The 24,671-nt window shown below is 71.7% G+C and carries 26 protein-coding genes and 1 pseudogene; 15 read left to right on the top strand and 12 right to left on the bottom strand.

The window, feature by feature from the left end; translation table 11 throughout:
* Positions 1-63 precede the first annotated feature (63 nt).
* Positions 64-2,838 carry a helix-turn-helix transcriptional regulator gene (locus FVE25_RS28940; RefSeq protein ID WP_219825693.1) on the bottom strand — a complete coding sequence of 925 codons (2,775 nt, stop codon included), beginning with the start codon at positions 2,836-2,838 and terminating at the stop codon, positions 64-66.
* A gap of 205 nt (positions 2,839-3,043) precedes the next feature.
* On the opposite strand from FVE25_RS28940, the gene FVE25_RS28945 reads away from it, so the two are divergent.
* Positions 3,044-3,622: an RDD family protein gene (locus FVE25_RS28945; RefSeq protein ID WP_157250264.1), complete on the top strand. Its 579-nt coding sequence runs from the start codon at positions 3,044-3,046 to the stop codon at positions 3,620-3,622.
* 327 nt (positions 3,623-3,949) lie between these two features.
* Here the strand turns inward: FVE25_RS28945 and bluB are convergent, their stop codons facing one another.
* Together bluB and FVE25_RS55480 are read right to left on the bottom strand one after the other, a co-directional pair.
* Entirely contained in the window at positions 3,950-4,600 is a 651-nt protein-coding gene (gene bluB, locus FVE25_RS28950) for a 5,6-dimethylbenzimidazole synthase (RefSeq protein WP_157250265.1), read from the bottom strand.
* A 19-nt stretch (positions 4,601-4,619) separates the two neighbouring features.
* The gene (locus FVE25_RS55480; RefSeq protein ID WP_157250266.1) at positions 4,620-5,303 is read right to left on the bottom strand and encodes a GntR family transcriptional regulator; all 684 of its coding nucleotides are present in this window, start codon (positions 5,301-5,303) and stop codon (positions 4,620-4,622) included.
* Between the two features lie 59 nt (positions 5,304-5,362).
* On the opposite strand from FVE25_RS55480, the gene FVE25_RS28960 reads away from it, so the two are divergent.
* From FVE25_RS28960 to FVE25_RS28970, 3 genes are all read left to right on the top strand, one after another.
* Positions 5,363-6,001, top strand: coding sequence for a tyrosine-protein phosphatase (locus FVE25_RS28960; RefSeq protein WP_157250267.1), 639 nt, complete (start codon positions 5,363-5,365; stop codon positions 5,999-6,001).
* A gap of 9 nt (positions 6,002-6,010) precedes the next feature.
* Complete coding sequence (gene sigJ / locus FVE25_RS28965) at positions 6,011-6,955, top strand: RNA polymerase sigma factor SigJ (protein WP_157250268.1); 945 nt, start codon at positions 6,011-6,013, stop codon at positions 6,953-6,955.
* Between the two features lie 93 nt (positions 6,956-7,048).
* Positions 7,049-8,233, top strand: coding sequence for an NAD(P)/FAD-dependent oxidoreductase (locus FVE25_RS28970; RefSeq protein WP_157250269.1), 1,185 nt, complete (start codon positions 7,049-7,051; stop codon positions 8,231-8,233).
* Between the two features lie 6 nt (positions 8,234-8,239).
* On the opposite strand, the gene FVE25_RS28975 is transcribed toward FVE25_RS28970, so the two are convergent.
* Positions 8,240-8,836: a TetR/AcrR family transcriptional regulator gene (locus FVE25_RS28975; RefSeq protein ID WP_157250270.1), complete on the bottom strand. Its 597-nt coding sequence runs from the start codon at positions 8,834-8,836 to the stop codon at positions 8,240-8,242.
* A gap of 78 nt (positions 8,837-8,914) precedes the next feature.
* Between FVE25_RS28975 and FVE25_RS28980 the strand changes: the two genes are divergently transcribed.
* Positions 8,915-9,634: an SDR family NAD(P)-dependent oxidoreductase gene (locus tag FVE25_RS28980; RefSeq protein WP_157250271.1), complete on the top strand. Its 720-nt coding sequence runs from the start codon at positions 8,915-8,917 to the stop codon at positions 9,632-9,634.
* Between the two features lie 153 nt (positions 9,635-9,787).
* On the top strand, positions 9,788-10,549 hold the full coding sequence (locus FVE25_RS28985) for an SDR family NAD(P)-dependent oxidoreductase (protein WP_157250272.1): 762 nt from the start codon (positions 9,788-9,790) through the stop codon (positions 10,547-10,549).
* An 81-nt stretch (positions 10,550-10,630) separates the two neighbouring features.
* On the opposite strand, the pseudogene FVE25_RS57090 reads toward FVE25_RS28985, so the two are convergent.
* Positions 10,631-10,750, bottom strand: a pseudogene (locus tag FVE25_RS57090) (hypothetical protein); the annotation flags it as partial.
* Between FVE25_RS57090 and FVE25_RS28995 the strand changes: the two are divergent.
* Positions 10,707-10,892 carry a hypothetical protein gene (locus FVE25_RS28995; protein ID WP_157250273.1) on the top strand — a complete coding sequence of 62 codons (186 nt, stop codon included), beginning with the start codon at positions 10,707-10,709 and terminating at the stop codon, positions 10,890-10,892. The pseudogene FVE25_RS57090 and the gene FVE25_RS28995 sit on opposite strands and share 44 nt — an antisense overlap.
* Here FVE25_RS28995 and FVE25_RS29000 read toward each other — a convergent pair.
* Positions 10,873-11,670, bottom strand: a complete 798-nt coding sequence (locus FVE25_RS29000) for a helix-turn-helix transcriptional regulator (protein WP_157250274.1) — start codon at positions 11,668-11,670, stop codon at positions 10,873-10,875. The two genes, FVE25_RS28995 and FVE25_RS29000, sit on opposite strands and share 20 nt — an antisense overlap.
* Before the next feature lie 87 nt (positions 11,671-11,757).
* Between FVE25_RS29000 and FVE25_RS29005 the strand changes: the two genes are divergently transcribed.
* The gene (locus FVE25_RS29005; RefSeq protein ID WP_157250275.1) at positions 11,758-12,138 is read left to right on the top strand and encodes a nuclear transport factor 2 family protein; all 381 of its coding nucleotides are present in this window, start codon (positions 11,758-11,760) and stop codon (positions 12,136-12,138) included.
* Between the two features lie 140 nt (positions 12,139-12,278).
* Here FVE25_RS29005 and FVE25_RS29010 read toward each other — a convergent pair whose 3' ends face one another.
* Positions 12,279-13,094, bottom strand: a complete 816-nt coding sequence (locus FVE25_RS29010) for a nucleotidyltransferase domain-containing protein (protein WP_157250276.1) — start codon at positions 13,092-13,094, stop codon at positions 12,279-12,281.
* A gap of 45 nt (positions 13,095-13,139) precedes the next feature.
* On the opposite strand from FVE25_RS29010, the gene FVE25_RS29015 reads away from it, so the two are divergent.
* Positions 13,140-14,333, top strand: coding sequence for an MFS transporter (locus tag FVE25_RS29015; RefSeq protein WP_157250277.1), 1,194 nt, complete (start codon positions 13,140-13,142; stop codon positions 14,331-14,333).
* Here the strand turns inward: FVE25_RS29015 and FVE25_RS29020 are convergent.
* Both FVE25_RS29020 and FVE25_RS29025 read right to left on the bottom strand, forming a co-directional pair.
* The gene (locus tag FVE25_RS29020) at positions 14,278-15,342 is read right to left on the bottom strand and encodes a nitrilase-related carbon-nitrogen hydrolase (protein WP_157250278.1); all 1,065 of its coding nucleotides are present in this window, start codon (positions 15,340-15,342) and stop codon (positions 14,278-14,280) included. The two genes, FVE25_RS29015 and FVE25_RS29020, sit on opposite strands and share 56 nt — an antisense overlap.
* Positions 15,343-15,429: 87 nt before the next feature.
* The gene (locus tag FVE25_RS29025) at positions 15,430-18,687 is read right to left on the bottom strand and encodes a GH92 family glycosyl hydrolase (RefSeq protein ID WP_246267590.1); all 3,258 of its coding nucleotides are present in this window, start codon (positions 18,685-18,687) and stop codon (positions 15,430-15,432) included.
* Between the two features lie 216 nt (positions 18,688-18,903).
* Between FVE25_RS29025 and FVE25_RS29030 the strand changes: the two genes are divergently transcribed.
* On the top strand, positions 18,904-19,695 hold the full coding sequence (locus tag FVE25_RS29030; protein WP_157250279.1) for an SAM-dependent methyltransferase: 792 nt from the start codon (positions 18,904-18,906) through the stop codon (positions 19,693-19,695).
* Positions 19,692-20,390 (top strand): AraC family transcriptional regulator, encoded by a 699-nt coding sequence (locus tag FVE25_RS29035; RefSeq protein WP_157250280.1) that lies wholly within the window; start codon positions 19,692-19,694, stop codon positions 20,388-20,390. The genes FVE25_RS29030 and FVE25_RS29035 overlap by 4 nt, the downstream gene beginning before the upstream one ends.
* Here FVE25_RS29035 and FVE25_RS29040 read toward each other — a convergent pair.
* Together FVE25_RS29040 and FVE25_RS29045 are read right to left on the bottom strand one after the other, a co-directional pair.
* The gene (locus FVE25_RS29040) at positions 20,343-20,996 is read right to left on the bottom strand and encodes a class I SAM-dependent methyltransferase (protein ID WP_157250281.1); all 654 of its coding nucleotides are present in this window, start codon (positions 20,994-20,996) and stop codon (positions 20,343-20,345) included. The two genes, FVE25_RS29035 and FVE25_RS29040, sit on opposite strands and share 48 nt — an antisense overlap.
* A gap of 88 nt (positions 20,997-21,084) precedes the next feature.
* Positions 21,085-21,921, bottom strand: coding sequence for an NAD(P)H-binding protein (locus FVE25_RS29045; protein ID WP_157250282.1), 837 nt, complete (start codon positions 21,919-21,921; stop codon positions 21,085-21,087).
* Between the two features lie 71 nt (positions 21,922-21,992).
* On the opposite strand from FVE25_RS29045, the gene FVE25_RS29050 reads away from it, so the two are divergent.
* The 4 genes from FVE25_RS29050 (at position 21,993) to FVE25_RS56435 (ending at position 24,002) form a co-directional block, all read left to right on the top strand.
* Entirely contained in the window at positions 21,993-22,436 is a 444-nt protein-coding gene (locus FVE25_RS29050) for a MarR family winged helix-turn-helix transcriptional regulator (RefSeq protein ID WP_157250587.1), read from the top strand.
* A gap of 10 nt (positions 22,437-22,446) precedes the next feature.
* On the top strand, positions 22,447-23,385 hold the full coding sequence (locus FVE25_RS29055) for a sigma-70 family RNA polymerase sigma factor (protein ID WP_246267593.1): 939 nt from the start codon (positions 22,447-22,449) through the stop codon (positions 23,383-23,385).
* Positions 23,386-23,389: 4 nt separating this feature from the next.
* Positions 23,390-23,791, top strand: coding sequence for a YybH family protein (locus tag FVE25_RS29060; RefSeq protein ID WP_157250283.1), 402 nt, complete (start codon positions 23,390-23,392; stop codon positions 23,789-23,791).
* A gap of 82 nt (positions 23,792-23,873) precedes the next feature.
* Positions 23,874-24,002 carry a hypothetical protein gene (locus FVE25_RS56435; RefSeq protein ID WP_281367907.1) on the top strand — a complete coding sequence of 43 codons (129 nt, stop codon included), beginning with the start codon at positions 23,874-23,876 and terminating at the stop codon, positions 24,000-24,002.
* Between the two features lie 54 nt (positions 24,003-24,056).
* Here the strand turns inward: FVE25_RS56435 and FVE25_RS29065 are convergent, their stop codons facing one another.
* Positions 24,057-24,629 carry a TetR/AcrR family transcriptional regulator gene (locus FVE25_RS29065; protein ID WP_157250284.1) on the bottom strand — a complete coding sequence of 191 codons (573 nt, stop codon included), beginning with the start codon at positions 24,627-24,629 and terminating at the stop codon, positions 24,057-24,059.
* Positions 24,630-24,671 lie beyond the last annotated feature (42 nt).

The following is a 24,671-nucleotide window of genomic DNA, read 5'->3' on the forward strand; positions in this document are numbered from 1 at the left end:
CACCGCGCCAAATAGAAGGAAAATAACCATTTGCGGGACGGAACGATCGCGCCGCCGTTCGGCCTACCTGGGTACGCGGAGCAGGACGGCGGCGAGGGCGGCGCGGGAGGAGACCTCGAGCTTGCGGTAGACGCGGGCGAGGTGGGCCTCCACCGTCCGGGGGCTCAGGAAGAGCTGGTCGGCGATCTCCCGCGACCGCCTGCCCGCGGCCGCCAGTTCCGCGATCTCCCGTTCGCGCTCGGTGAGCACGCCCAGGGCCGCCGGGGTGGCGCTCGCCAGTTCGGCGCGGACGCGGGCCGCCTCCTCGCGCACCCGGATCGCCCCGCACCCCCTGGACCCGGCCACCGCCGAGTCCAGCCAGCTCAGCCCCGCCTTCTGCCCCAGGGCCACCGCGGCCGAGCGGGCTCCGCACACCAGTGTCCAGGCGTGCTGCACCGGTGTGCCGGTGCGCCGGAAGGCGTCCGCCGCGTCCTCGAAGAGCTTGACCGCCGCGTCGTGGTCGCCGTCGGCCTGGTGCAGCATGGCCCTGGCCCGCCAGGCGCTCGCCCGCTGGCCCGGCAGGCCCGCGTTGGCCGCGGCCTCCTCCGCGTCGGCGGCGGAGCGATCGGCGGCCGGCCGGTCCCCGCACTGCAGCGCCGCCATGGCGAGTACGGCCAGCAGCTCCGGCCGGCACTGAGCCTGGGCCAGCGGCAGGCCCGTCCCGCCACCGGCCTCCAGCAGGATCTGGGCGCTGCCGCGCGGGTCCCTGTTCATGAGCCGGATCAGGGCCAGGTTCCCGGCCGCCGCGCCGCCCCACCAGCCCTGGCCCGGGGAGGTGCCGCGGTAGCCCGCCTCGGCGAGCGCGACGATCTCGGCCGTGTCCCTGCGGCTGCGTGCCCACAGCAGGGCGGTCGCGCGGATGGTCATCGCGAAGCCCTCCGCGTCGTCGGCGCCGATGGCGCGGGCCGCGCGTTCGGCCTCCAGCGCCTGCTCGACCGCCCGGTCCAGGCGGCCCGTCCACTGGTCCAGGACCGCGAGGCCGAGAAGGTGGTGGATCGCGATGTGCCGCTGCGCCCCGCCGTTCATGATCTTCAGCCCTCTGCGCAGGTGGCGGTAGGCGTCCCCGAAGCGCTGCAGGTAGATCTCCGCGCAGCCCACCATGGCGAGCGCTTCCGGGATGCGGGCGGCCATGGCGTCGGGCAGGCCGTCGACGAGCCTGGCGCACGCGGTGACCTCGGGGACCGCGGTGGCCATCTCGGCGAGGTAGGCGTCGCCGAACGCGGCCAGAACCAGCAGGCCGAGCTGGGCGGGACCGGCCCGTCCGTCCGCCGCGGCGGCGACCTCGCGGACCAGCGGGCGGGCCTGGCCGTAGGTGTTGCGCAAGATGTGCACCAGGCCGTACTTGACGGTCAGTTCGGCGGCGCCGACGGGGAGCGGGGAAGGCAGCGGCCGGGGCAGTTCGCCGAGCGCGGCGTGGGCCATGGCCTCCGCCTCCTCGTAGCGGCCCATCAGGCGCTCGACGTCGGCGCAGACCGCGTGCGCGGCCAGGCGGAGGTCGGCGGGCAGGTACGACAGGTCGCACAGGACGTCGTGGGCCAGCGCGCGAGCCTCGTCCAGCAGCCCCGCGGCGATGAGCGCCTGGCAGCAGGAGAGCATCAGCGTGGCGCGGTCCGGGTCCGGCCGGTCGCCGCGGGGAGAGGCGTCCAGGACCAGGAGGAGCCAGCGGGCGGCGGTGGCCGGCTGGACACCGATCACCTCGGCGGCCCCGTCGGCGAGCGCCTGGAGGGCGGCGGCGCCGTCCGTGCCCACGACGTACTCGGCGTGCCGGGCCCGGGCGGCGGCCGGCGCGCCCCGGGCGGAGAGCAGGGCGAGCGCCCGGCGGTGGGCGGGCAGCAGGAAGGAGGGGACGCAGCGTTCGTGCGCGACGTGCCCGAGCACCCGGTGCCGGAAGGCGAAGCGTCCCCCGGAGGCGAGCGGGCGCACCAGGTCGCCGCGGGTGAGTTCGGCGAGCGCGTCGAGGGTCCGGTCCAGGCCGAGGCCGGACACCACGGCGACGTCCTCGGGGCGGAAGGGGTCGCCGAGCACGGCGGCCGCGCCGATCGTCGCGGCCGCGTCGGGGGTGAGCTCGTCCAGTTCGGCGGTGAGGGTGGCCGCCGCGCGCAGCAGCGCGTCCCGGTCCGTTCCCGCGCGATCCGGCCAGCTGTCCGGCTCCCACCCAGCCGCCGCGAGGATGCGCAGGTTACGGGGGTTGCCGCCGCACGCCTCGTGGAGCCGCTCGGCGTACCTGCGCGCCCCGGCGCCCGGGTCCAGAGCCAGGACGGCGGCCACCGCGCCGGGGGGCAGCGGGCCGAGTTCGAGGCGGAGCACCGTCCCCGTCTGGGCGCCGTGGTCCAGCGCCTCCAGCAGCAGCGGCCGGGTCTGCCGCGGCCGGTGCGCCACGGCGAGGACGAAGGGCCCCGGCACCGGAGCACGGATCAGCAGGGCCACCAGATCCGCCGAGTCCTCGTCGCACCACTGGAGACCATCCAGGATCAGGACGCCGCCGCCCTGCGCGGCCCAGTGCGCGAACAGGCCCCGGATCGCGTCGCCCGCCGGGAAGTCCTCCCCCCAGGCGTCACGGAACAGCTGGTACGGCAGGCGGCGCGGACCCCGCACGGCATGCGCCCGCAGCACGCGGATCCCCGATCGACCGGCCAGCGCGGCCAGGACGCCCAGCAGGCTCGTCTTGCCGATCCCGGAGTCTCCGGCGATCTCGACGACGGTGCCGCGGCCCGTGGCCAGGGACTCCACCGCGTCCTGGAGCCGGGCGATCTCCGAGTCTCGTCCGACCAGGTGCTCAAACGATGGTGCTGGTAACACGTGAGCCTCCTGGCCGCGATTGGCGCCCAGCATAGATCCGGCGGGCGACATTTCCGGATAGAAGGCCGTGCCTTATCTGCGTAACCGCACTACGTAGTTCTGCTGATGCCCGAAGGTCCCGGCCCGTGGAAGAGTTCGCACTCGTCTCTTCCACGCGGGCCACCGATCCGCGCGGCCGGCTTCATGTATTCCGAGGTGAAATGCCATGACCAACTACGTCCCGGGCGGGTCGTCTCCCTACGGAGATCCCCACGGGGCTCCCCAGGGTGCACCGCAGGGAGCGCACTACGGAGCACCGCAACCCCAGGGAGGCCACGAGCCCCCGAGCCCGCCGCTGGCCGAGTGGTGGCAGCGCCTGGTCGCCCGCATTGTCGACGGGGTCATCCTGGGCATCGCCTACTTCGTCCTCAGCTTGATCCTGGCGACCGTCCTCGGCGGCGGCTTCCTGGCCGTCATGCTGACCGCGATCGTGGGCGCGGTGATCTACTTCGCCTACGAGTTCGTCATGCTCCGCAGCGACGGGCAGACGGTCGGCAAGAAGGTCATGGGCCTTCGCGTGGTCCCGGCGGGCGGAAACCGCGCCGGCAGCTCGCTGACGTCCGACGCCGTCGTCAGCCGCGCCGGGGTGCTCTGGGGACCGCTGGCGCTCAGCTTCATCCCCGTCATCGGCTTCGCCGCCTACCTGGTCTACCTGGTGAACGTGCTCTGGCAGTTCTGGGACAAGCCGCTGCAGCAGTGCCTGCACGACAAACTGGCCGGGACCGTCGTGGTCCGGGTGAAGTAACCGCGGCCGGTCCGGCCGGCAGCATCCACATGGCTGGGGGATGACCTTCCTCAGTGGCCGCCACCCTGCTCCGGACCCAAAAGCGCGCAGCCTGTCGCGATCCGCCGGCAGGCCGTTGTCACGAAGCACCCCGTGAAGGTTGACGCCGAAGGTCCAGGCGATCTCGGCGTCGGCGATGGCCCGCACGACGGCACGCTGATCGCCGGTGCGCGCCGCGCAGAAGCGCACCAGCGGATCCTCGTCGAGCCGGCGCGGAGGTGGATCCCCGTAGAGCCGGCTGAGGATGATGCCAGGGCCTTCGCCCACGTAACGGGCTATCCGCCACCTCTACCTACCCCGGTCACGTGGCTCTCCTGAGCCCCACCGGTCGTGATGGACGGCGGCGCCGAGCGGGCGCCTCCGGCTCCAGTTGTGGCGTTCCAGATCGGGCACCTCTTCCAGATGGGTGACCGGCCCCAGGCACAGCCACGCGACCGGGCGGACCCGCGCGGGCAGCTCCAGCAGGTCCCGCACGAACGGCTCGCGGTAGAACGACACCCAGCCCACCCCGAGTTGCTCGGCGGTGGCGGCCAGCCACAGGTTCTGGATGGCCAGGCAGACCGAGTACAGCCCGGTGTCGGCGATGGAGTGGCGGCCGAGCACCGCGGGCGCGCCCCGGTCGGGGTCGTAGGTGACCACGACCGACAGCGTGGACTCGCGCACCCCGTCGATCTTGATCCGGGCGAACCGCTGGGCGGCCTCGCCGTCGAGGGTGGCGGCGAAGGTGTCCCGCTCGTGGCGGACGTGGTCGTGAAAGGCGCCGCGGAGGCCGGGGTCACGGACGACGACGAAGTCCCACGGCTGCGACAGCCCGACGCTGGGCGCCGCGTGCGCCGCCGACAGCACGCGCATCAGCACGTCCTCCGGCACCGGCGCTCCGGTGAACTGGCCGCGCACGTCGCGGCGGCGGTGGACGACGTCGTAGAACTGGCTGCTCACAGATCCCCCGGGGGCTAGGTCACTCGTAGCGGGTGACGAAGGCGATCATGTCGCCTCGGCACCGCCGTACGATATGGCACAGGGGCCGCCCCGCCTCGTCCGCGACGAGGCCCTCGCGCACCAGCATGGCGGTGCCCGGCTCGGCGGCCAGCAGTTCCTGGTCGTCCAGGTCGGCGAGCTCGGCCGAGATGGCGTGCCAGGCGTAGTGGAAGTCCTTGAGCGCGCCCAGCACCCCGGCGCGGGGGTCGAAGGGCAGCGCGTCGCGCAGATGGTAGCGGCTGAGGATGGCCGGCACGCCGCCCGTGCGCAGCAGCGTCGTGATCTCGTGAACCTCGGCCACGCCCAGGTGCCGCTCGGCCACCGGGTGCCGCACGGAGGCGGTGGCCACGAGTTCCTCGCCGTCGCCGAACGCCTCGGCCAGTTCCAGCAGGTCGGCGGGGCGGTGGCGGCGGGTGGCCGGGTCGATGCCGACCTCCACCCGGCGGGCCTGGCGACGCACGAAGCTGCCGAGCCCGTGCCGGGTCTCCACCAGGCCGGCCCGCCGCAGCTCGACCATCGCCTGCCGGGCGGTGAGCCGGTGCACGCCGTGTTCGGCGGCCAGGGCGTCCTCTGTCGGCAGCCGCTCGCCCGGCGGCAGCTCGCCGGACTCGATGAGACGGCTGAGCTCGCGGGCGATGGCGCGGTATCGGGCTTCACGGGGCACGCGGACACTGTACGGCGGGCGTTCACGCACCAGCCACGCGCCACTTGTATATATGACCTGTGCCCCTACTCAACCTGCGCCACGTCCTGCGCCCCGGCGTGCTCCTCCGCTCCGCCCAGCCCACCGGCCTGACCCAGGAAGAGGCCGCCCACCTCGGCGGCTTCCTCCGCCTCGTCGTCGACCTGCGCTCCGAGCGCGAATGCTCGCCCGGCGACTGGGCCCTGCTCGACGTCCCCGTCAAGCGCATGGGCGGCAAGGGCTCGCCCAGCGACCTCTACCGGCTGCCCGACGACTTCACCCTCGGCGCCCTCTATGTGACGATGCTGGAGCACCAGGCCGCCTGGTTCGCCGAAGTGATCATCGAGATCGCCGGCAACCTGCCCGCGCTCGTGCACTGCGCCGCGGGCAAGGACCGGACCGGGATCGTGGTGGCGCTCATCCTCGATCTGGTCGGCGCCGACGAGGAGACGATCGTCCGCGACTACGCCCTGACGCAGAAGGACCTGCCCCGGATCCTGGAGATGCTGGAGGTGCCCGGCATTCCCCACGCCCTGCTCGAGGCGCCCGAGGAGGCCATGCGCACCTTCCTGGCCGAGCTGGCCGCCCGCGGCGGCGCCCAGGTCGTCCTCGCCCCGCACGGCCTCACCCCCGCCCACGTCGAACTCCTGCGCGCGGGCCTGCTGACTGCCGTGAGTTAGCATCGGGCCATGCCCTTGACCGAGGCGGACATCGACCGGTTCGAGGCGTTCCGGCCGAGGCTGGACGCCCTCGCCTATCGCCTCCTCGGCTCCGCCGGGGAGGCCGAGGACGCCGTGCAGGAGGCGTTCCTGCGCTGGCAGGCCGCCGACGTCGGCCGCATCGAGGTGCCCGAGGCGTGGCTGACCAAGGTCCTCACCAACCTGTGCCTCAACCAGCTCACCTCCGCGCGGGCCCGCCGCGAGACCTACGTGGGCGAATGGCTGCCCGAGCCCCTGCTCGCCGGGGACCCCATGCTCGGCCCCGCCGACACCGCCGAGCAGCGCGAATCGGTCTCCTACGCGGTCCTCACCCTGATGGAGCGCCTCACCCCCAACGAGCGGGCGGTGTACGTGCTGCGGGAGGCATTCGACTACCCGCACCGGGAGATCGCCGAGATCCTCGACATCACCGAAGCCTCCAGCCAGCAGATCTTCCACCGCGCCGGAAAGCACCTCGCGAACGGCAGGGCCCGCACCGAGATCGACGCCGCCGCGGCCCGGCGCATCGTCGAGGAGTTCCTGGCCGCCGCCACCGGCGGCGAGATCGGGCCGCTCGTGCGCCTGCTCACCGACGACGCCACCACGATCGGCGACGGCGGCGGCAAGATCCCGGCGCGTACCACGGCGGTCGAGGGCGCCGTCAAGGTCGCGCGGTTCCTGCGCGGCCTGCTCAAGCCGAGCCAGGCCAAGCGCGACCTGGTCGGCGGCAGCGCCCAGGTCTACGCGTGGACCGCCAACGGCGACCCCGCCGTGGTGGCCGTCGTGGACGGCCGGGTCATCGGGATCATGTGCCTGGAGATGACCGCCGAGGGCATCACCGCGTTCCGCACCCAGGTCAACCCCGACAAGCTCGAACGCGCGACCGCGCTCTGGGCCACCACCGACCACGGGGAGCCCCTGGGCCACGCCTTCTGACAACGATGTGAGCCACTTCACAGCACACTCCTGTCAGGGTACGGCGGGCCGCCCGGTTCAAAGGGCGAGCCCGCACCCGACAAGGAGCCCGCCATGAAGCACCGCATCATCGTTCTCGGCGCCGGATACAGCGGAGCCTTCGCCGCCGGCCGTCTCGCCCGGCGGCTGCGCCGCGAAGACGTGGCCATCACCCTGGTCAACGTCGCCCCCGACTTCGTGGAACGCGTCCGCAACCACCAGCTGGCGACGGGCCAGAACCTGAGGCGCCGGCCGTTCGCCGAGATGTTCGCCGGCACCGGCGTCGAGCTCAGGCTTGCGAAGGTCACCGGCGTCGACGTGGACCGCAAGACCGTCACCGTCGCCGACGTGAACGGCTCCGGCTCCGCGGAACTGGCCTACGACACGCTGGTGTACGCCCTGGGCAGCGCCTGGAACACCCAGGGGGTCCCGGGGACCGCCGAGCACGCCCACGAGATCGCCGGCCGTACCGGAGCGCTGCGGTTGCGCAAGCGGCTTGCCTCCCTCGAAGCGGGGCAGCGCGTGGTCGTCGTCGGCGGCGGCCTCACCGGCCTGGAGGCGGCGACCGAGATCGCCGAGGCGCGCCCGGACCTCGGCGTCGCCCTCGTGGCCCGCGGCGGTCTCGGCGACTGGCTCTCGCCCAAGGGGCGCGCGCAGCTGCGCAAGGTCTTCGCCAAGCTCGGCATCACCGCGCACGAGCACACCGCCGTCACCGAGGTCGCGGCCGATCACGTCACCACCGCCGAGGGCGCGGACATCCCGGCCGCGGTCACCTTGTGGACCGCCGGCTTCGCCGCCGACCGGATCGCGGGAGCGACCACGCTGGAGATCGCCGGCACCGGGCAGATCGTGGTGGACAGGACCATGCGGTCGGTCTCGCACCCGGACGTGTACGCCGTGGGCGACGCGGCCATGGCGATGGGGCCGGGAAACAAGCCGCTGCGGATGTCCTGCGCCACGGGCATTCCGGTCGCCTGGCAGGCCGCCGACTCGATCGTCGCGCGCCTGACCGGGGGGAAGCTGCCGAACGCTCCCATCCGCTATGTCAACCAGTGCATATCGCTGGGCCGTACGGAGGGCCTGATCCAGGTCGTGACCGCCGACGACCGCGCCAAGCCCGCGGCCCTGACCGGCCGGCCGGCCGCCCTCTACAAGGAGCTGGTCTGCAAGGCCGCCGCCTGGGGCGTGGCCAACCCGATGTTCGGCCTGCCGGCCCGGCGCCGCCCGGTCGTCCGCCGGCGGGCCGAGGCGCTGGTGTAGCACCCTTCAGCAGTGACGCATCACGCGGGCGAGATCCTCCTCGCTCAGCGGTGGCCGGGGCAGCGGATGCGCCGCGGGGGCGCGCAGGCCGTCCAGGATGAGGGCGAGGTGGCGGCGCCAGGCGTCGGGGCTGACCTCGGCCGTCGCCTCGATCGTGCGCGTGATGGCCCAGGTGACGAAGGCCATGTCGGCCAGGACGAAGTCGGGCCGCAGCGCGCCGGCGGCCTGGGCCCTGGCCACGATCTCGGTCATGAGCCGGTGGCCACGTGCGTAGTCCTGGGGCGGCCGCCGGGCGGCGAGGTCGTTGAAGCCCCGGTCGGCGGCCTGGAGGATGCAGCCCTGCTCGACGAAGTGCGTGAATCCCGCCCACGGGTCGTCCATGGCCAGCGCGACCTCGCAGATGGCGGCAACGGCCTCGACCCGGTCGGCGAAGGCGGCCTCGACCAGGTCGGCACGGCTGGGGAAGCGGTTGTAGAGGGTCCCGATGCTGACTCCGGCCGCTCGGGCGATCTCCTCCAGCGGCACGTCCAGCCCGCGCCGCGCGAACAGCCCGCGGGCCGCCTGGACCAGGAGCTCGCGGTTGCGTTGGGCGTCTTTGCGCATGCGTCCATGGTAGCTAAGTTGACGGCACCCTCAACTTCTGTCTAACTTGAGACCACTCTCAAGTTAGGGGTTTCGTTCATGAAGATCATCATTCTCGGCGCAGGCCCGGGACTGGGCATGTCGATGGCCCACCGGTTCGGCCGCGAGGGCTTCGCGGTCGCGCTGGTCTCCCGCACCGGCGTACGGCACGGCGCCTACCGGGCCGAGCTGTCCCGGGCCGGCATCGAGGCCGGCGCCCACGTGGCCGACGTCACCGACAGGAAGGCCCTCGAAACGGCGCTGGCCGAGATCGGCGACGCCGACGTCGTCTACTACGGCCCGGCCGCCGAAGTCCGCATGGCGCCGCTGGTGGGCGCGGAACCCGGCGAGCTGACCCGCGTGCTGGAGGCGACGATCGAGCCCGCGGCCACCGTGGCCGCGGCCGTGCTCCCCCGGATGCTCGAACGCCGCCACGGCACCCTGCTGTTCGCCGGCGGCCTGAGCGGCCGCTACCCGATGCCCATGCTGGGCACCCTGGCCCCCGCCTCGGCCGCCCTCCGGATGTACGTGCTGACCCTGGCCGAGTCCCTCAAGGAACACGGCATCCACGCCGCGACCCTCACGATCGGCGGCCTCATCGAACGCGGCGACATCCACACGGCCAACCCCCACCTGGTCATGGAGGGCGGCACCCTGAACCCGGACGACATCGCGGACACGGCCTGGGACCTCTACCGTGCCCGCGAAAGCCACGAAGCCGAGTTCATCGCCCCGGCCATCCGCGAGATGCTGCGCCAGCCGAACCTGCCGGCCTCGTAGCACCCGCCCTGGTTGCGCAGGATCACTCGGGCCTCTACGCGGTGCGCAACCCCAGGAAGCCGTCCCGCCTGGAGCGGGAGATCGTCCTGCGCCGCTGAGCCGTCGTCTAGGGTGAGCGTCAAACGATCATAAAACCGGACGGGTGAGGCTTTCATGGACAGGTTGAAAGGCCAGCGGGCCATCGTCACCGGCGGCGCCAACGGCATCGGGCGGGCCATCGCCGTGGCCTTCGCACGTGAGGGCTGTGCGGTGTTCTTCACCGCCCTGCGCGACGAGGAAGCGGCCCTGTCCACCCTCGCCGAGCTGCGCGGCCACGGGGTGCAGGCGGACTACCTGCTGCTGGACGGCGCGGACCCGGACGGCGTCCCCAGGCTGATGGAGGCGGCCACGCGGGCGCTGGGCACGGCCGACGTCCTGGTGAACAACGCCGCCACGATAACCAGGAGCAGGTACTTCGACATCACCCCGGAGGAGTACGAGCGGGTGATGGCGGTGAACCTGCGCTTCCCGTTCTTCGCCACCCAGTCCTTCGCCGCCCGGCTGAGGGCCGAGAACCTCCCGGGAAGCGTCATCAACGTCAGCTCGATCAGCGCCTTCAAGGCCGTCAGCGCCATGGCCCACTACCAGAGCAGCAAGGCCGGGCTGTCGATGCTGACCAAGAGCGCGGCCTACGAGCTGGCGCCCTACGGCATCCGGGTCAACACGATCTCCCCCGGGCTGACGGCCACCAAGGCCAACGCCGCGCAGTGGCGCGACGACCCCGAGCTGTGGCGGGAGCGCGGCAAGGACATCCCGCTGGGCCGCCCGGGCACGCCGGACGACTTCACGGGGGCCGCGGTCTTCCTGGCCTCGCCCGAGTCGTCCTGGATGACCGGCGGCGACCTGGTCGTCGACGGCGGCGACTCGGCGGTCTAGGATCTCCCCCTCGCCCTCGGGCCAGCCCAACGCCAGCCCCGCCACCGGGAACACGTAGTGCGGCAGGCCGAGCAGATCGCTGACCTCCTGGGCCCGGTCCCGGATCCCGCTGACCGGGCGGCAGCCCAGCCCCGCCGTCTCGGCCGCCGTCACCAGCGTGGCCAGGGTCACCGCGGCGTCGACCCACTCCTGCTCGGCCACCAGCGCGTTCAGCTCCGCCCTGACCGCTCCGGGCCAGGTGCTCCGCGCCGGTCATCCCCGTCGGCGCGGCGGGGACGTCGCCGAACCGCACCGCCAGGGCGTCGTCGAGTCGCGTCACGTGATCATTCTGACCCATGCGTGAAGTAGGCGGCGCTCTCGGCGTCCGCCGGGTAGTACGACTCGATCGCGATCTCGTCCAGGGTGATGTCCAGCGGTGTGCCGAAGGTCGTGATGGTCGAGAACAGCCGCAGCTCCCGCCCGCCGAAGCGGAAGATCATCGGTATCACGACCTCGGCGGCGACCGAGCGCCCGGCGTCGCCGGAGCCAGGGCCTGAGCCGGAGCCGGAACCGGGGCCGGGGGCCAGCAGTTCCTCGTACAGTGCGCCTAGCTCGGCGTCGGGCGCGGTGTCGAGCTGACGGGCGATCCGGGTGCGCAGCACCGTGCGCACGTCGGCCAGATTGACGATGCGCGGCGCGAGCCCACGCGGGTCCAGCCCCAGCCGCACCATGTTGACCGGCGGGCGCAGCAGCTCGGGGGCGACCTCGGCGAGGAACGGATCGAGGGCGCGGTTGTGCATCACGATGTTCCAGCGGCGGTCGAGGACCACCGCCGGATACGGCTCGTGCGCGCGCAGCACCCTCTCGACCGCCTCCCAGGCCGCCGACAGCCCGTCCCCGTGGAGCGGGCGCTCGGTGTAGCGGGGTGCGAACCCGGCGGCCAGCAGCAGCCGGTTGCGCTCACGCAGCGGCACGTCGAGCTGACGGGCGAGCCGCAGCACCATGTCGGCGCTCGGGTTGGACTTGCCGGTCTCCACCAGGCTGACGTGCCGCGCCGAGACGTCGGCGGCGATCGCGAGGTCGAGCTGGCTGAGCCGCCGGCGCTGCCGCCACTGCCGCAACTGCTCCCCGACCGTGCTCACGATCCCCGATGCTACCCGTCTGCCGGAAAAGCGCTATGAAATGCCATTTCATCGACAATGCGCACCGGCCCCGGCAACACTGCCCGCATGACTACCGACAACATGAGCATCGTCCAGCAGGCAATGGCGGCACTGGTTCAGACGGGCGACGTCGACGCGCTCGCGCCGCTGCTGACGGAGGACTTCGTCCATCACCGGCCGGACGCCTCCGCGACCAAGGCGGAGTGGCTCGACGCCGTGCGCGCCGCGCTCAAGCACATCGACGGCATGCAGGTCGAGGTCCAGCACGTGCTGGCCAGCGGCGACCACGTCGTGATGCACTCGCGCCGCCGGCTGCCCGGCGCCGAGCCGGGGATCGTCGTCGTGGACGTCTGGCGGTTCGACAACGGGCGGATCGCCGAGGCGTGGGAGATCATCGAGCCGGTGTCCCGGGCGGCCGAGCACCTGTCGTGGTGGGACATCCCCTGACATATCCGGGCTCGTCTCCCAGCTCGCATCCCGGCTCATTTCCCGGCTCATTTCCCGGCCCGTATCCCGGCTCATTTCCCGGCATCGTCGATCGGCCATGACGTGCGCCTGCTCGATCCGGGCCGGGATCTCCGGTCCGGTCAGCCGGCAGCGCGCCCGAGGTTGTCCAGGCACTCGGTGACGAGCTCCTCGGCGGTGCCGAGCGTCGTGCCCAGCTCCTCCCGCGACTCCCCCAGCGCCCCGAACAGCCCATGGACCCGGGCCGCGAAGTCGCGCGGAGCGGCGGGCAGCGACGCGGACTCCGCGACCGCGTTCTTCTCGTTGATCAACCAGCGCCCGGCGTGCGCGTGCAGCGCGTGGGCCAGCACGCCGAAAGCCTGGAACAGGCAGCCCGCGACGTAGGCGGCGTCCTGCCGGGTGACGCTCTTGCGGGCGATGGCCAGGGCGAACGGCGCGTGCCCGCGAGCCCGTTCGATCAGCGCGGCACGCAGCGCCGGAGGGTAGCCCAGGTCCGCCCGCAAGGCGGTCAGCTCGCCCGAGGGGTCGGCCAGCACCCGTCCCAGCGCCAGTTCCCCGGCATAGATGTGCGAGTAGAACCCCAGCGGATGCCCGTTCTGGTAGCCGACCTCGACCCGCCCGCGCGTGCAGTCGGCCCAGATCTCCCGCACCCGCCCCAGGTCGCGGTAGATCCAGTCGACCGCGAGCCCCTCGACGGTGAGCCAGGCGCCGCCGTCCACCCACGGCCCCCACGCGCCGGGCTCGGTCACCGGGGTCTCCCGGCCGGCGATCCTGGTGGCCAGTTCGGCGAGTGCGCGCGTGTCCAGCGGCGGCCGGTAGTACACCCCGAGGTCCACGTCCGAACCCGGCAGCGCCGTACCCCGGGCACGGCTGCCACCGAGCGTGACCCCCACGACGCCGTCCACCTGAACGAGCTGCTCGGCAAGATCCTCGATCATGCGTACCGAGCTTACTAGGACCGGACAAAAGGTATCCTCCTACCGGTGATCTTGCTTCGCCCCTCGGCCGCCGCCGACGTGGCGGCCCTCAAGGGCCGTCGCGTGATCGCGGCCATGGTGTGCGTGCAACTGGCCGCCGCGCTGGGCTACTACGCGGTGATGGCTCACCTGGTCACCCATCTGCGCGACGACGTCGGCCTGCTGGCGGGCACGATCGCGCTGGTGCTCGGGCTGCGGGTGGCGGTGCAGTACGGGTTGTTCCTGCCGTTCGGCTGGCTGGTGGACCGGATCGGGCCCGGCCTGGCCGGGTCCGCGGCCTGCGTGCTCAGGGTGGCCGCGTTCACGCTGCTCGGGCTGGCCGACGGGCTGGGCGGGTTCGTGACGGGCGCCGTGCTGCTCGCGGTCGGCGGGGCGTTGTTCCATCCGGCGGCCCAGTCCCTGCTCGCCGCGCTGCCGGATCGGGCGCGGCCCGGCGGGTTCGGCACGTACGTGGTGGCCGGGCAGGTCGCCGCCGTGGCGGGTCCCCCGGTCGGGCTGATGCTGCTGTCGGGCGGGTTCGTGCTGGTGGCGTCCGCGTCGGCGGCGGCGTGGGCGGTGTCGGCGGTGTTGTTCTGGCTCCTGCGCCGCCTGGGCGGCGCCCGTCCCGAGGGCCCGAGGCTCCTGCCGGGGGTGGCCGAGGTGCTGCGCGACCGGGCGTTCCTGCGCTTCGCCGTCGTCACCGCGCCGGGCACCTTGCTGGCCGGCCAGGTCGTGTCCGTGGTGCCGCTGACCGTCGGCGACGCCGCTCTGATCACGGTGTTCTTCTGTACGGTGGCCGTCGCGACGGCCGGTGTGCAGCCGCTGGTGGCCAGGCGGGCAACCCGGCCCTGGGTGATGCGGGCCGGGATGCTCTGCTTCGCCGCCGGCTACCTCCTTCTGGCCGCCGTCCCGGCCGCCCCCGGGGTGCTGGTGGCGGCGGCGGTGCTGAACGGGCTCGGCAACGGGCTGACGACGCCGGCGGCCTTCCAGACGATCGTGCGGTACGCCCCCGAAGGGCGGATCGGCGTCTACAACGGCTTGTACGCCTTCATGTCAGGGCTTGCCGCCTTCTTCGCCGGCCTGGCCGTCGGGCAGCTGTTCGACGCGGGCGCGGTGCCCGCCGCGCTGCTGGGGCTGGCCGCGCTGGGGGCGCTGTCGGCCGCCGCTACTCCGGGCGGACCCAGATGTCGCGCTCGTGCATCAGCTCGATCTGCCGGTTGATGACCTCCTTGCGGTACTCCGTATGGTTGTACGGCTTGCGCGAAAGGTAGAGGTTCTTCGGGTAGATCGGCCGGTCGTAGATGACCCGGTACTGCTCGGTCTTGAGATCCTTGATCCAGTTGTCCCACTGGGCGTTGGCCCGGAAGTGGCGCAGGGCGGCGACGTCGATGGTGCCCGCCACCCACGAGGAGCCGCCGCTGTAGTCATGGCGCCCGACGATCTGCCCCTTGTAGTCGACGATCATCGACTGGCCGCCGAAGGTGTCGATCGGGATCTCGGAGTGCTCGTCGAGGAAGTAGGTGCCGACGTTGCAGGCGATGAGGTAGGCGTTGTTGTCCAGCGCCCTGGCCCGGTTCTGGACCTCGTACAGGCCGTTGCCCACGTGCGGGTGCGGGTACGGCCCGCGGTAGATGATCTCGGCGCCGTTCATCGCCAGGCCGCGGGCGTTCTCCGGGTAGGATGCCTCGTTGGCCATCAGGATGCCGATCCGGCCGATCTCGGTGTCGGCCACCGGATAGAAGGCGTCGAGGCATTCGCCGTACAGCTCGATCCAGCGGTCCCAGACGTCGTGCGGGGTGACTGAGTGCTCGACCGGCAGCAGCGGGACCGTCTTGTAGTGCTTGAGGATGATCTCGCCCCGCCGGTCGATGACGAAGCCGATGTTGAAGAACCGGCCGGGGAACTCGGGGTGGCGGGCCTTGGCCTGCGCGATCAGGAAGCTGTCCCATGTCACGGCCAGTTCGGCGAGCTTCTCGGTCTCCGGTCCCGGCACGTCGATCGCGCAGGTGGCGGCGAAGTCCTCATGGTCGAGGTCGAGGACCTCGTCGTTGAAGCCCTGCAGCGCGCCCTCGGGGATGGCGATCAGCCGGACCGGCAGGTCGAGGCTGGACAGCCAGGACGCCGCCTTGATCAGGTGTCCGATGTGGTCAATGTTGTGCTGGATGTCGGCGCGGCGGGTGATCCCGCGCATGGTCGGGATCAGCCCGACTGCTTGGTACGGCTCGATCACTGGGGTCCTCCGTGATAGATGGAGCCGGCAGCGTCAGCGTACGCCCGAAGGCGGGCGGCGCCGCGGGGACGGCGCCGCCCGTGGATCTCAGCTCCCGAAGGCCCAGGCGAAGACGTGCGCCGTGGCCGCGCCCGTGGGTCTGGCCAAGGTCAGGCTCTTGACCTGCTTGGCCGCGTCCAGCGGGATCGGCGTGGCGGCGAAGACGTAGACGTTGATGTTCTGCCGCCCGCCGCCCCCGTCCAGCCGGTACGGCGTGCGGAGCACGATCTCGTTGCCGAAGCGCGGCGGGTAGGCGTCGCGGGCCAGCGCCCAGTCGCTGAAGCCGACCGTTTCCTCCTGTGTCGTCCCGTCGGTGTAGGTGACGGTGACCTTGGTCTGGATGTCACCCGAGGCGCCCGAGCCGAGCAGGGCGAGGGCCTTGGCGCCCGCGGGGGCCGTCAGGTCCACGGTCTGCCCGCCGGCCAGGACGTTGTCCCACTCGCCGGGTTTGCGGTTGGGCCAGGCGAAGCCGTACCCCTTCCAGGTCACGGTGGCGCCGGGCCGCGCGCCCGCGGTGGCGAGCGCCTGGGCGGAGTAGCTCCAGCCGCCGCCGTCGAAGTTGGCCAGGCCGGCCTCGTTGTCGTCGCCGATGCCGGAGTTGTTCTGGTGCCACTCGATGGTGCCGCGCTTGGCCACGTTCAGCCTGACGGCCGCCGGCACGCCCGCGACCTCGACGGGCACGGTGACGAACCCGGTCGGCAGGCCGGCCCCTGCTGTGACGGTGATCTGGACCTTCGCCTGGCCGTTCGCCGGCACCTCGAGCGTGCCGCTCGAAGGGGTGACCGTGACGCCCGCGGGGGGCTTGGCGGTCCAGGACGCGCTGCCGCCCTTGCCGACCGCTTGGACGGTGAGCGTGGTGGTGATCGTGTCGCCCGGTTCGACGGAGACGCCGCCGGGTTCGAGTCCGGCCAGGTACGGCTTCATGCCCGCCTGGAAGCTCGGCGGCACGTCGGTGGCGCCGAATTCGGGGTTGGGCTGGGCGCCGAGGGTGAAGTCGAGCCGGCCGGCGAACCCCTCGGGCAGCCACGCCTTGGCCGAGGCGGCGCCGTTGACCTTCAGCGCCTGCACGTAGCGGTTGGTTTCCGAGGCGCCGGGGGCGTTGATGGTGATCGTCTTGCCGTTGGCGCGGGTGACGACGATCTTCTCGAAGGCGGGGCTGTTGAGGATCAGCTCCGACCGACCCGGTATCGCCGGATAAATCCCCATCGAGGCCCAGACGTACCAGGCGCCCATCGCACCCAGGTCGTCGTTGCCGGTCAGGCCGTCCGGCGTGGGCTTGAACAACTCCTTGCGGGTCCGCGCCACCAGATCCTGCGTCTTGTCCGGCCGGCCGGCGAACACGTACAGCCACGGGCTCAGCAGCGACGGCTCGTTGCCCAGGTAGGCGTAGGGCTTGTTGGGCCCGGCGTTGAGCTCGGTGAAGAAGGTGTCCAGGCGTGCGAGGGCCTTGTCGTCGCCGCCCATCGCGTCGAACAGGCCGCGCGGGTTGTGCGGCACCATCCAGTGGTACTGGGCGCCGTTCCCCTCGACGTACATCGAGGAACTGGCCGGGTTGAAGTTCGGGGTGAACGAGCCGTCGCCGAAGCGCGGCTGGATCCAGCCGTTGGCCGGGTTGTAGGTGTTCTGCCACGACTGCGCGCGAGTCATGAAGTCGTCGCGGGTCGCGGTGTCGCCCAGGCGCCCGGCGAGCTGGGCGATGCCGAAGTCGGCCGTCGCGTACTCCAGCGTCGTCGAGGGATCGACCGGGACGTAGCCGTTCTTCAGGTACGAGGCGTTGCCCGGCCGTTCGGTGTAGCCGGTGCCCGGGTCCTCGCCGATCCGCTTGGCGCCCTTGACCATCGAGGCCAGCGCGCCTCTGGCGTCGAAGTCCCGTGCCCCCATGGCGTACATGCTGGCGATGATCGAGTGGTACGGGTCGCCGTTCATCACGCCGGTGATCGTGTTCTGGTGCGACCAGCGGTCCCACACGTCGCCGACGGAGCGGGCGTCGTCGTACATCGACTGGGCGATGTCACTGGCCACGTCGGGCGCCACCAGCGCGATGAGCTGCATCTGGCCGCGGTAGACGTCCCATCCCGAGAAGGTCGCGTAGTGGTGGCGGCCGCGTTTGACCTGGTGGGTCCGGTAGTCGAAGCCCGTGTAGACGCCGTCCACGTCGTCGAAGACGTACGGCTGGAGCAGTGCGTGATACAGGTTGCTGTAGAACGTGCGTTTCTGGGTGTCGTCGCCGCCGGTCACCTTGATCTGGCCGAGACGGTCGTTCCACGTCTTCCTGGCGTTCGCGGCGATCCGGTCGAAGCCCTGGGAACCTACCTCGGCCCGCAGGTTCTTCTTGGCGCCGTCCACGCTCACGTACGACAGGCCCACGCGCATCTGCACGGGGGTCTGCGGGTCGAACTGCAGGTAGGCCCCGATGCCCGGGCCCTTGACGATCACGTCCTGGGGTACGGCTCGCGCCTGCCGGTCCGGTGCCGGGGTCGGGGCCGGGCTCGGGGCGCCCTTCGACGGATTTATCGCGACATTTGCTAACCCGTGGGGCTTGATGCTGGGCGGGATCTTCGCATCCGATCGGCCCTTCACCTGGACGTCACCGGGCACCACCGAGTCGTCGCGCCAGGTGCCGTACGCGCGGATCGGCCGGTCGAAGGTGGCGTGGAAGTAGACGTAATACCGGCTCTCCGCCCCGCAGAACCCGCCGGTCTTGGCCCACCCGCTGACGGTGTTCCCGCTGATCTTCGCCTCCGCGTCGTCGACGCCGTTGACGGACCCGGTGACGTTGAGCAGCAGGGTCAGCGGCTTGCCCGCCGGGCCGGTGAACCGGCCCACGCCCGCCCTGGTGGTGGCGGTGGTCTCGGCCTTGACCCCGGTGTCGAGGGTGACGCCGTAGGAGCCGGGCGCGGCGCTCTCGTTCTCGTGCTTGAAGGTCTGGACGTAGTCGTCGAAGTGGGTGGCGGGCGAGCGGCCGATGGCGCCGGAGATCGGGATCACCGGGAAGTCCTGCGCGCCGGTGCAGCCCGGCCCCGAGATGTGGGTGAGGGACAGGCCGCGCAGGCGGTTGTCCTCGTACTTGTAGCCGCCGCCGGAGCGGCGGACGGTGTCGGGACTCCACTGGATCATGCCGAACGGCAGCGCCGCGCCGGGGAAGTTCATCCCGGCGCCGCCGCCGTGTCCGAAGTCGGGGCCGCCATCCTGTGTGCCCATGAACGGGTTGACGTAGGAGGCCAGGTCAGGCGGGGCGGCGTAGGCGGGGGTCGTGGGGAGTAAGAGGGCGGCGGATAAGGCCACCGCCCATGCTGAACGGGACAAGGCTCCTCCAGGAGGGGCTCGCGTTGACCGCGGACCCACCCGTGCCGGCGGTGGCGGGTCCGCCCGTAGACAACGTTGTCATCCTGGGACCAGGAAACGTTCCGAAGCTGAGCCTGTCAAGACGTCTGACTGTCAATGTGGCGATATTTGGCGCGATATGGTCACGTCGGGGGTAAACGAATCACCACCCGCGCAATCGGAAGGCAGAATCCGGCTATGCCAGACACCCCTCACGTGGACCTCCAGACCAACCGTCCACACTCGGCCCGGGTCTACGACTACATCATGGGCGGCAAGGACAACTTCGCCGCCGACCGCGAGACCGCGGCCAAGGTGCTGGCCGACTGGCCGGGCCTGCGCACCTCGATGCTGGCCAACCGCGGTTGCATGCATCGCATGGCCCGCTACCTCACCGGCCTGGGGGTGAAGCAGTTCATCGACGTCGGCACCGGCATCCCCTCCTCGCCGAACCTCCACGAGGTGGTCCAGGAGAGCGTGCCCGAGGCGCGGATCGTCTACATCGACAACGACCTCATCGTGCTGACCCACGCGCGCGCCCTGCTGACCGGCACGCCCGCCGGGCGCATCGCCTACATCCAGGCCGACATGCGCACCCCGGAAGTCCTCCTCGGCGACCCCTCACTGCACGAGGTCATCGACCTCTCGCAGCCCGTCGCGCTGACCGTGATCGCGATGCTCCAGTTCGTGGAGGACGCCCAGGGCCTGGTGGAGTCGCTGCTCGAACCCCTCGCCCCCGGCAGCTACCTCGCCATCACCATCCCGACGAACGAACTCGCCCCCGAATCCGAGCAACTGGCCCGCGAGTACACCAACCGCGGCATCCCCATGTACCTGCGCACCCGCGCCGAGGTGGAACGCCTGTTCACCGGGCTGGAACTCCTGGACCCGGGCGTCGTCCCGATGCCCCGCTGGCACCCCGCCCCCGGCGACCAGCCGCTTCCCGACAGCGCCACCAACATGTACGCCGCGGTCGGCCGGAAACCATGAGCTTCGCCGTCGGCGACGGTTACGCGTACTACCGGGGCCCGTCGGCGGACACGGCCCCGCATGCGCACGCCGCCTTCCAGGTGGCCATCGCCGAACACGGCGAGGTCACCATGGAGGACGCCGGCGGGACCCGGCACCGGGCCGCCGCCCTGATCGTGGCCCCCATGGTCCGCCATCGCCTGCTGGCCGCGCCGTACCTGGTCACGTACTACATCGAGCCGCACTGCGTGTTCGCCGACAGGTTGCGGACGTACACAGGGGGCATCCACGCGGCCACGGAACTGCGGGGGCTGCGGCAGGAGGACCTCCGCCCGGCCGGCGCCCGCCCCTCAGGCGAGCTCGACGAGCGCCTGGTCGCGGCGATGCGCCTGCTGACCGGCGAGAACGTCCCGATGCCCGCGCTCGCCGCCCGGGTCGGGCTGTCGCCGCAGCGCCTGCGCGCGCTGGCCCGGCACGAGCTGGGCATGCCGCTCACCCGCTGGCGCATCTGGCAGCGCCTGTCCCGCGCGACCGGCGCGCTGCGTGACGGGAGGTCTCCCGCCGACGCGGCGATCGCCGGCGGTTTCGCCGACCAGGCGCACTTCCACCGGCAGATGCGCGAGATGATCGGGCTCACGCCCTCGGCCGTGCTGCGGATCGTGCGCCCGTCAGCCGCGCCGGGCGACGTAGATCGAGATCGAGCCGTTGACCGTTGAGACGGCCTCCGCCTCCCGCACGCCCTCGAACCCGGCCTCGTGGATCAGCGTGGGCAGCACCCCGTCGGCGTTGGGCTGGGTGTCGGCCTTGCCGTCCGCCCACTGCACGATCCGGAACGCCAGCCGCATGAGCGGGGTCCGCTGCCGCCCGAAGTCGGCGATGACCAGCTTCCCGCCGGGCCGCAACACCTCGGCCATCGAGGCCAGCACCGCCCGCTTCATCGCCATCGAGCACTGGTGCAGCACCAGGCTGGACACGACCGTGTCCACAGAACCGGGTTCCACGACGTCCGTCAGCGCATCCCCCAGGCCCATCCGGAACTCCGGCCACACCCCGGCCGCCCCCGCCTTGCGCCGCGCCACCGCCAGCACGTCGGGGTCGGGGTCCACGCCGATGACGCGCGCCCGCGGTTCGGTACGGCGCAGCAGCACGGCCATCGTGCCGGTGCCACAGCCGACGTCGAGGATCACGTCACCGGGGCGTGCCGCCACGTGCATGGCGGCCAGGCTCCGCCACAGGCGCTCGCGGGTCAGGGCGATCAAGGGGTCGTAGAACCGGGTGAGGGAAGCGCGTCCCGCCGCGGGAGTGAACGTTGTCTGGGTCACGCGGGCAGTCTCGCCGCGGCCGCGCCGTACCGTCTTGAACGAAGCGCTCGTCCTTCAACGGAGCGCTCGCCCTCGGACGGAGCGCTCGTCACGACGGGGAGAAGTGCGCGGCGTTCTCGCGCGCCCACTGCGCGAAGGTTCGGGCGGGGCGGCCGAGCAGGCTCTGGGTGGTCTCCCCGATCGCAGCGGGTCCTTGAGAGGCGGCCGCCCAGAGGGAGAGCAGGGAGCCGGCCACGGTGGCGGGCATGTATCGGCTCATCTGCCGCTCGGCTTCGGCGTGGGTGATGGCGCCGACATGGATGTCGCGGCCGATCGCGCGCGACAGGACCGCGAGCTGCTCGCGGAAGGTGAGCGCCTCAGGGCCGGTGAGCGTGACGGCGCGGCCCTTGAGCCGGGTGCCGGTCAGCGCGTCGAACGCGAGGTCGGCGAGGTCGTCGGAGTGGATGGGCGCGATGGAGGCGTCGGGGTAGGCGAGCTCGATCGGCAGGTTCCGCCCGATGAGGTACGCCCAGCCGAGCGCGTTGGTGGCGAAGGCGTCAGGACGCAGGAACGTGCAGGTCAGGTCACTGTCCATAAGAGCGCGCTCAACGAGCAGGCTTTGGGCGGCCAGCGGGTCGGTCTCCGCGCCGGGGGCGAGCACCGAGGAGGACGACAGCAGGACGACGTGCTCGACGCCGGCGTGCTGGGCGGCCTTGACGAAGGCGTCGATGCCTTCGGGCTCGGGATAGAGGAACACCTGGCGGACGCCGTCGAGCGCGGCTTCGGATGGCCGATGAAGGTCCAGCTCGGTGACGGCGACTCCGTCGGGAACGGTCAGCTGGGCGGGGTCGGCGCTGGCTGCGCGGACGGGCAGGCCGGCGGCGTGCAGGCGATGGATGACGGCCTGGCCGACCTTGCCGCGGGCTCCGGTGATGAGGTTGAACATATATGCATGCTGTCATGCATATATTTGCCCGTCAACACATGTGTTCATGGGAGTACACTTCAGGGGTGACCATGAGCGATGACGAGTTGCTGGACGCCGTCGGACCCGCCTTCTCCAAGCTGCGCCGCACCGCGCTGCTGGAGGTGGAGAACCCCATCTCGGCCAAGGACCTCAGCCGGACCCTCGTACTCAACCTCGTGGTGGAGCACAGCTCGCAGGCCGAGGTCACCGTGGGGATGGTGGCCGAGGTCATGGGCGTGGACCCCTCGGTGGCCAGCCGGATGGTCTCCGACAACATCAAGGCCGGATACCTGCGCCGCGCCGCGTCCCAGGAGGACGGCCGGCGCACCGTCCTGGAGCTCACCGCCGAGGGCGGCGACCTCATGCGCCGCTTCCGGCGCCATCAGCGGGAGGCGTTCGAGTACATCACCGCCGACTGGACCCGGCAGGAACGGCTGGAGTTCGCCCGCCTCATGCTCAAGTACGTGAGCTCGCTGGCCGCACTGCGCGATTAGTCTGCCTCGGGTGGACGAGAACCTCCTGAAGGCCGCGCGGGCCGGCGACGGCGACGCCTTCGCCCGGCTGGTCGGGCCCCTGCGCGCGGAGCTGCGGGCGCACTGCTATCGCATGCTCGGCTCCCTGCACGACGCCGAGGACGCCGTCCAGGAGACCTTCGACCGGGCCTGGCGCAACCTCGGCCGCTTCGAGGACCGCGGTTCCCTCCGGCCCTGGCTGTACAAGATCGCGACGAACCGGTCGCTGACGCTCATCGAGCGGCGGGGGCGGCGCGAACTGCCCACCGATCTGGGGGCCGCGGAGAAGGCGTGGCTCGAGCCGTACCCCGACGCCTGGATGAGCCCCGAGGCCAGCGCGGTGGAACGCGAGAGCGTGGAGCTGGCCTTCGTCGCCGCCCTGCAGCACCTGTCCGCGTTGCAGCGGGCCGTCCTGCTCATGCGTGAGGTGTACGGCTTCGCCGCCGGCGAGACCGCCGACCTGCTGGAGACCACGGTGCCGGCGGTCAACAGCGCACTCCAGCGAGCCAGGAAGACGATGACCCGCATCGGGCCACGCCCGGCATCGGGGCCCGAGCACAGAGAACTGGCCCAGCGCTACCTCGCCGCCTGGGAGGCCGGTGACGTCGAGGCGATCGTGGCCATGCTGGCCGAGGACGCGAAGTTCTCCATGCCGCCGCTCCCCACCTGGTACCAGGGCCGCGACGCCATCCGCGCTTTCCTGGCGGACGGGCCCCTCAGGAGGCGCTGGCGGTTCCTGCCCGCGGCGGCCAACGGGCAGATCGCGTTCGGCACCTACGTGTGGGACGACGAGCGCGCCCGGTTCGTCTTCGGCGGCCTGGACCTGCTGGCCGTACACGACGGGCAGATCTCCGAGGTGGTCTCCTTCCTCCAAGCCGATCCGAAAATCTTCGCCCTGCCCGATGAGCTGACGCCCGGCACGGGGTTGTAGAGACATGAACACCAACGAAGAGCAGATCCGCACCCTGATCGAGCGCTGGGCCGAGGCCGTGCACGCCGGCGACCTGGAAGGCGTGCTGGCCGCCCATGCGCAGGACATCGTGATGTTCGACGTCCCGCCGCCCTACGAGGGGGTGCGTGGCCTCGACGCCTACCGGGCGACCTGGCCCGGCTTCTTCGAGTGGCAGGCCCAGGGAGCCTTGTTCGCCATCGAGTCGCTGGACGTCACCGCCGGCCAGGACGTCGCCTTCGCCCACGCCCTCCTGCGCTGCGGCACCGAGGCCGACTTCGCCACCCAACCGGACAACCGCCTGCGCCTCACCCTCGGCCTGCGCCGGGAGCACGGCCACTGGGTCATCACCCACGAACACCACTCCTTCCCCCACGTCCCCTCGTGAGACACACCCACGAGATCGAGGTGCACTCCGACGTCGTGGTCAAGCGCTACCGGCAGTGGGACCACGACCAGCCCGCGCGGGAGTGGCGCTGGCAGAGACGCTGGCGCGGCCCGGCACGCCGGTGTTCGGCACCGGTGACGGGAACCTGGCCAACTACCTGTGGGACGGGACCCGCGTCGGCGTCGTGGACTGTAGGGCCCGATTCGGCTGATGTCGTCCGTCACCGCCCAAGGTAATGATCAGAAGAGGGCTTGGAAAGGCGTGGTCATCCCAGCAGTGCCCGCCAGACTCCCCGCACGCTCGCGGCCATGTCGATGCGCGGATCGCTGAGCCACTGAAGCTGCACCCCGTCGGCGGCGGCCAGAAGTGCGGTGGCCAGGAGGGCGGGGTCCCGTCCGGGGTGGACCCGCCCGGCGCGCTGCTCGGCCTCGACGTAGTCCACGATCACCCGCCGGATCCAGGCGAACCGCGTCTTGAAGTACGCGTGCGCCGGGTGCCCCGGATCGGTGGAGGCGGCGGCGAGCGTCACGTAGAGCCGCACGCGCGGGGCGTCGGCCGCGTTGGCCGCCATGGCCAGGGCCAGGAACTCCCCCGGGTCGCGAACCGCGTCCGGCGCGTTGAACCGCTGCTCGGCCGCGTTGTCGTTGGCCCGCAGGACCTCGGTGAGCAGGTGGTCCTTCGACTCGAAGTAGTGCATCAATCCGGTGAGGCTGATGTTGCTCTCCTCGGCGATGGCCCGGAGCGTGGTGTTGCGCTCACCCTCACGTCCGAAGATCTCCAGCGTGACCCGGAGGATCTCCTCCCGCTTGGCCACTCCCTTCGGATAGCTGCCTTTCACGCCGTCACCCTACTCTTGCCAGTAAAAACCGAACACCGTACT

It is taken from the genome of Nonomuraea typhae (assembly GCF_009760925.1).
Taxonomy (GTDB): Bacteria; Actinomycetota; Actinomycetes; order Streptosporangiales; family Streptosporangiaceae; genus Nonomuraea; species Nonomuraea typhae.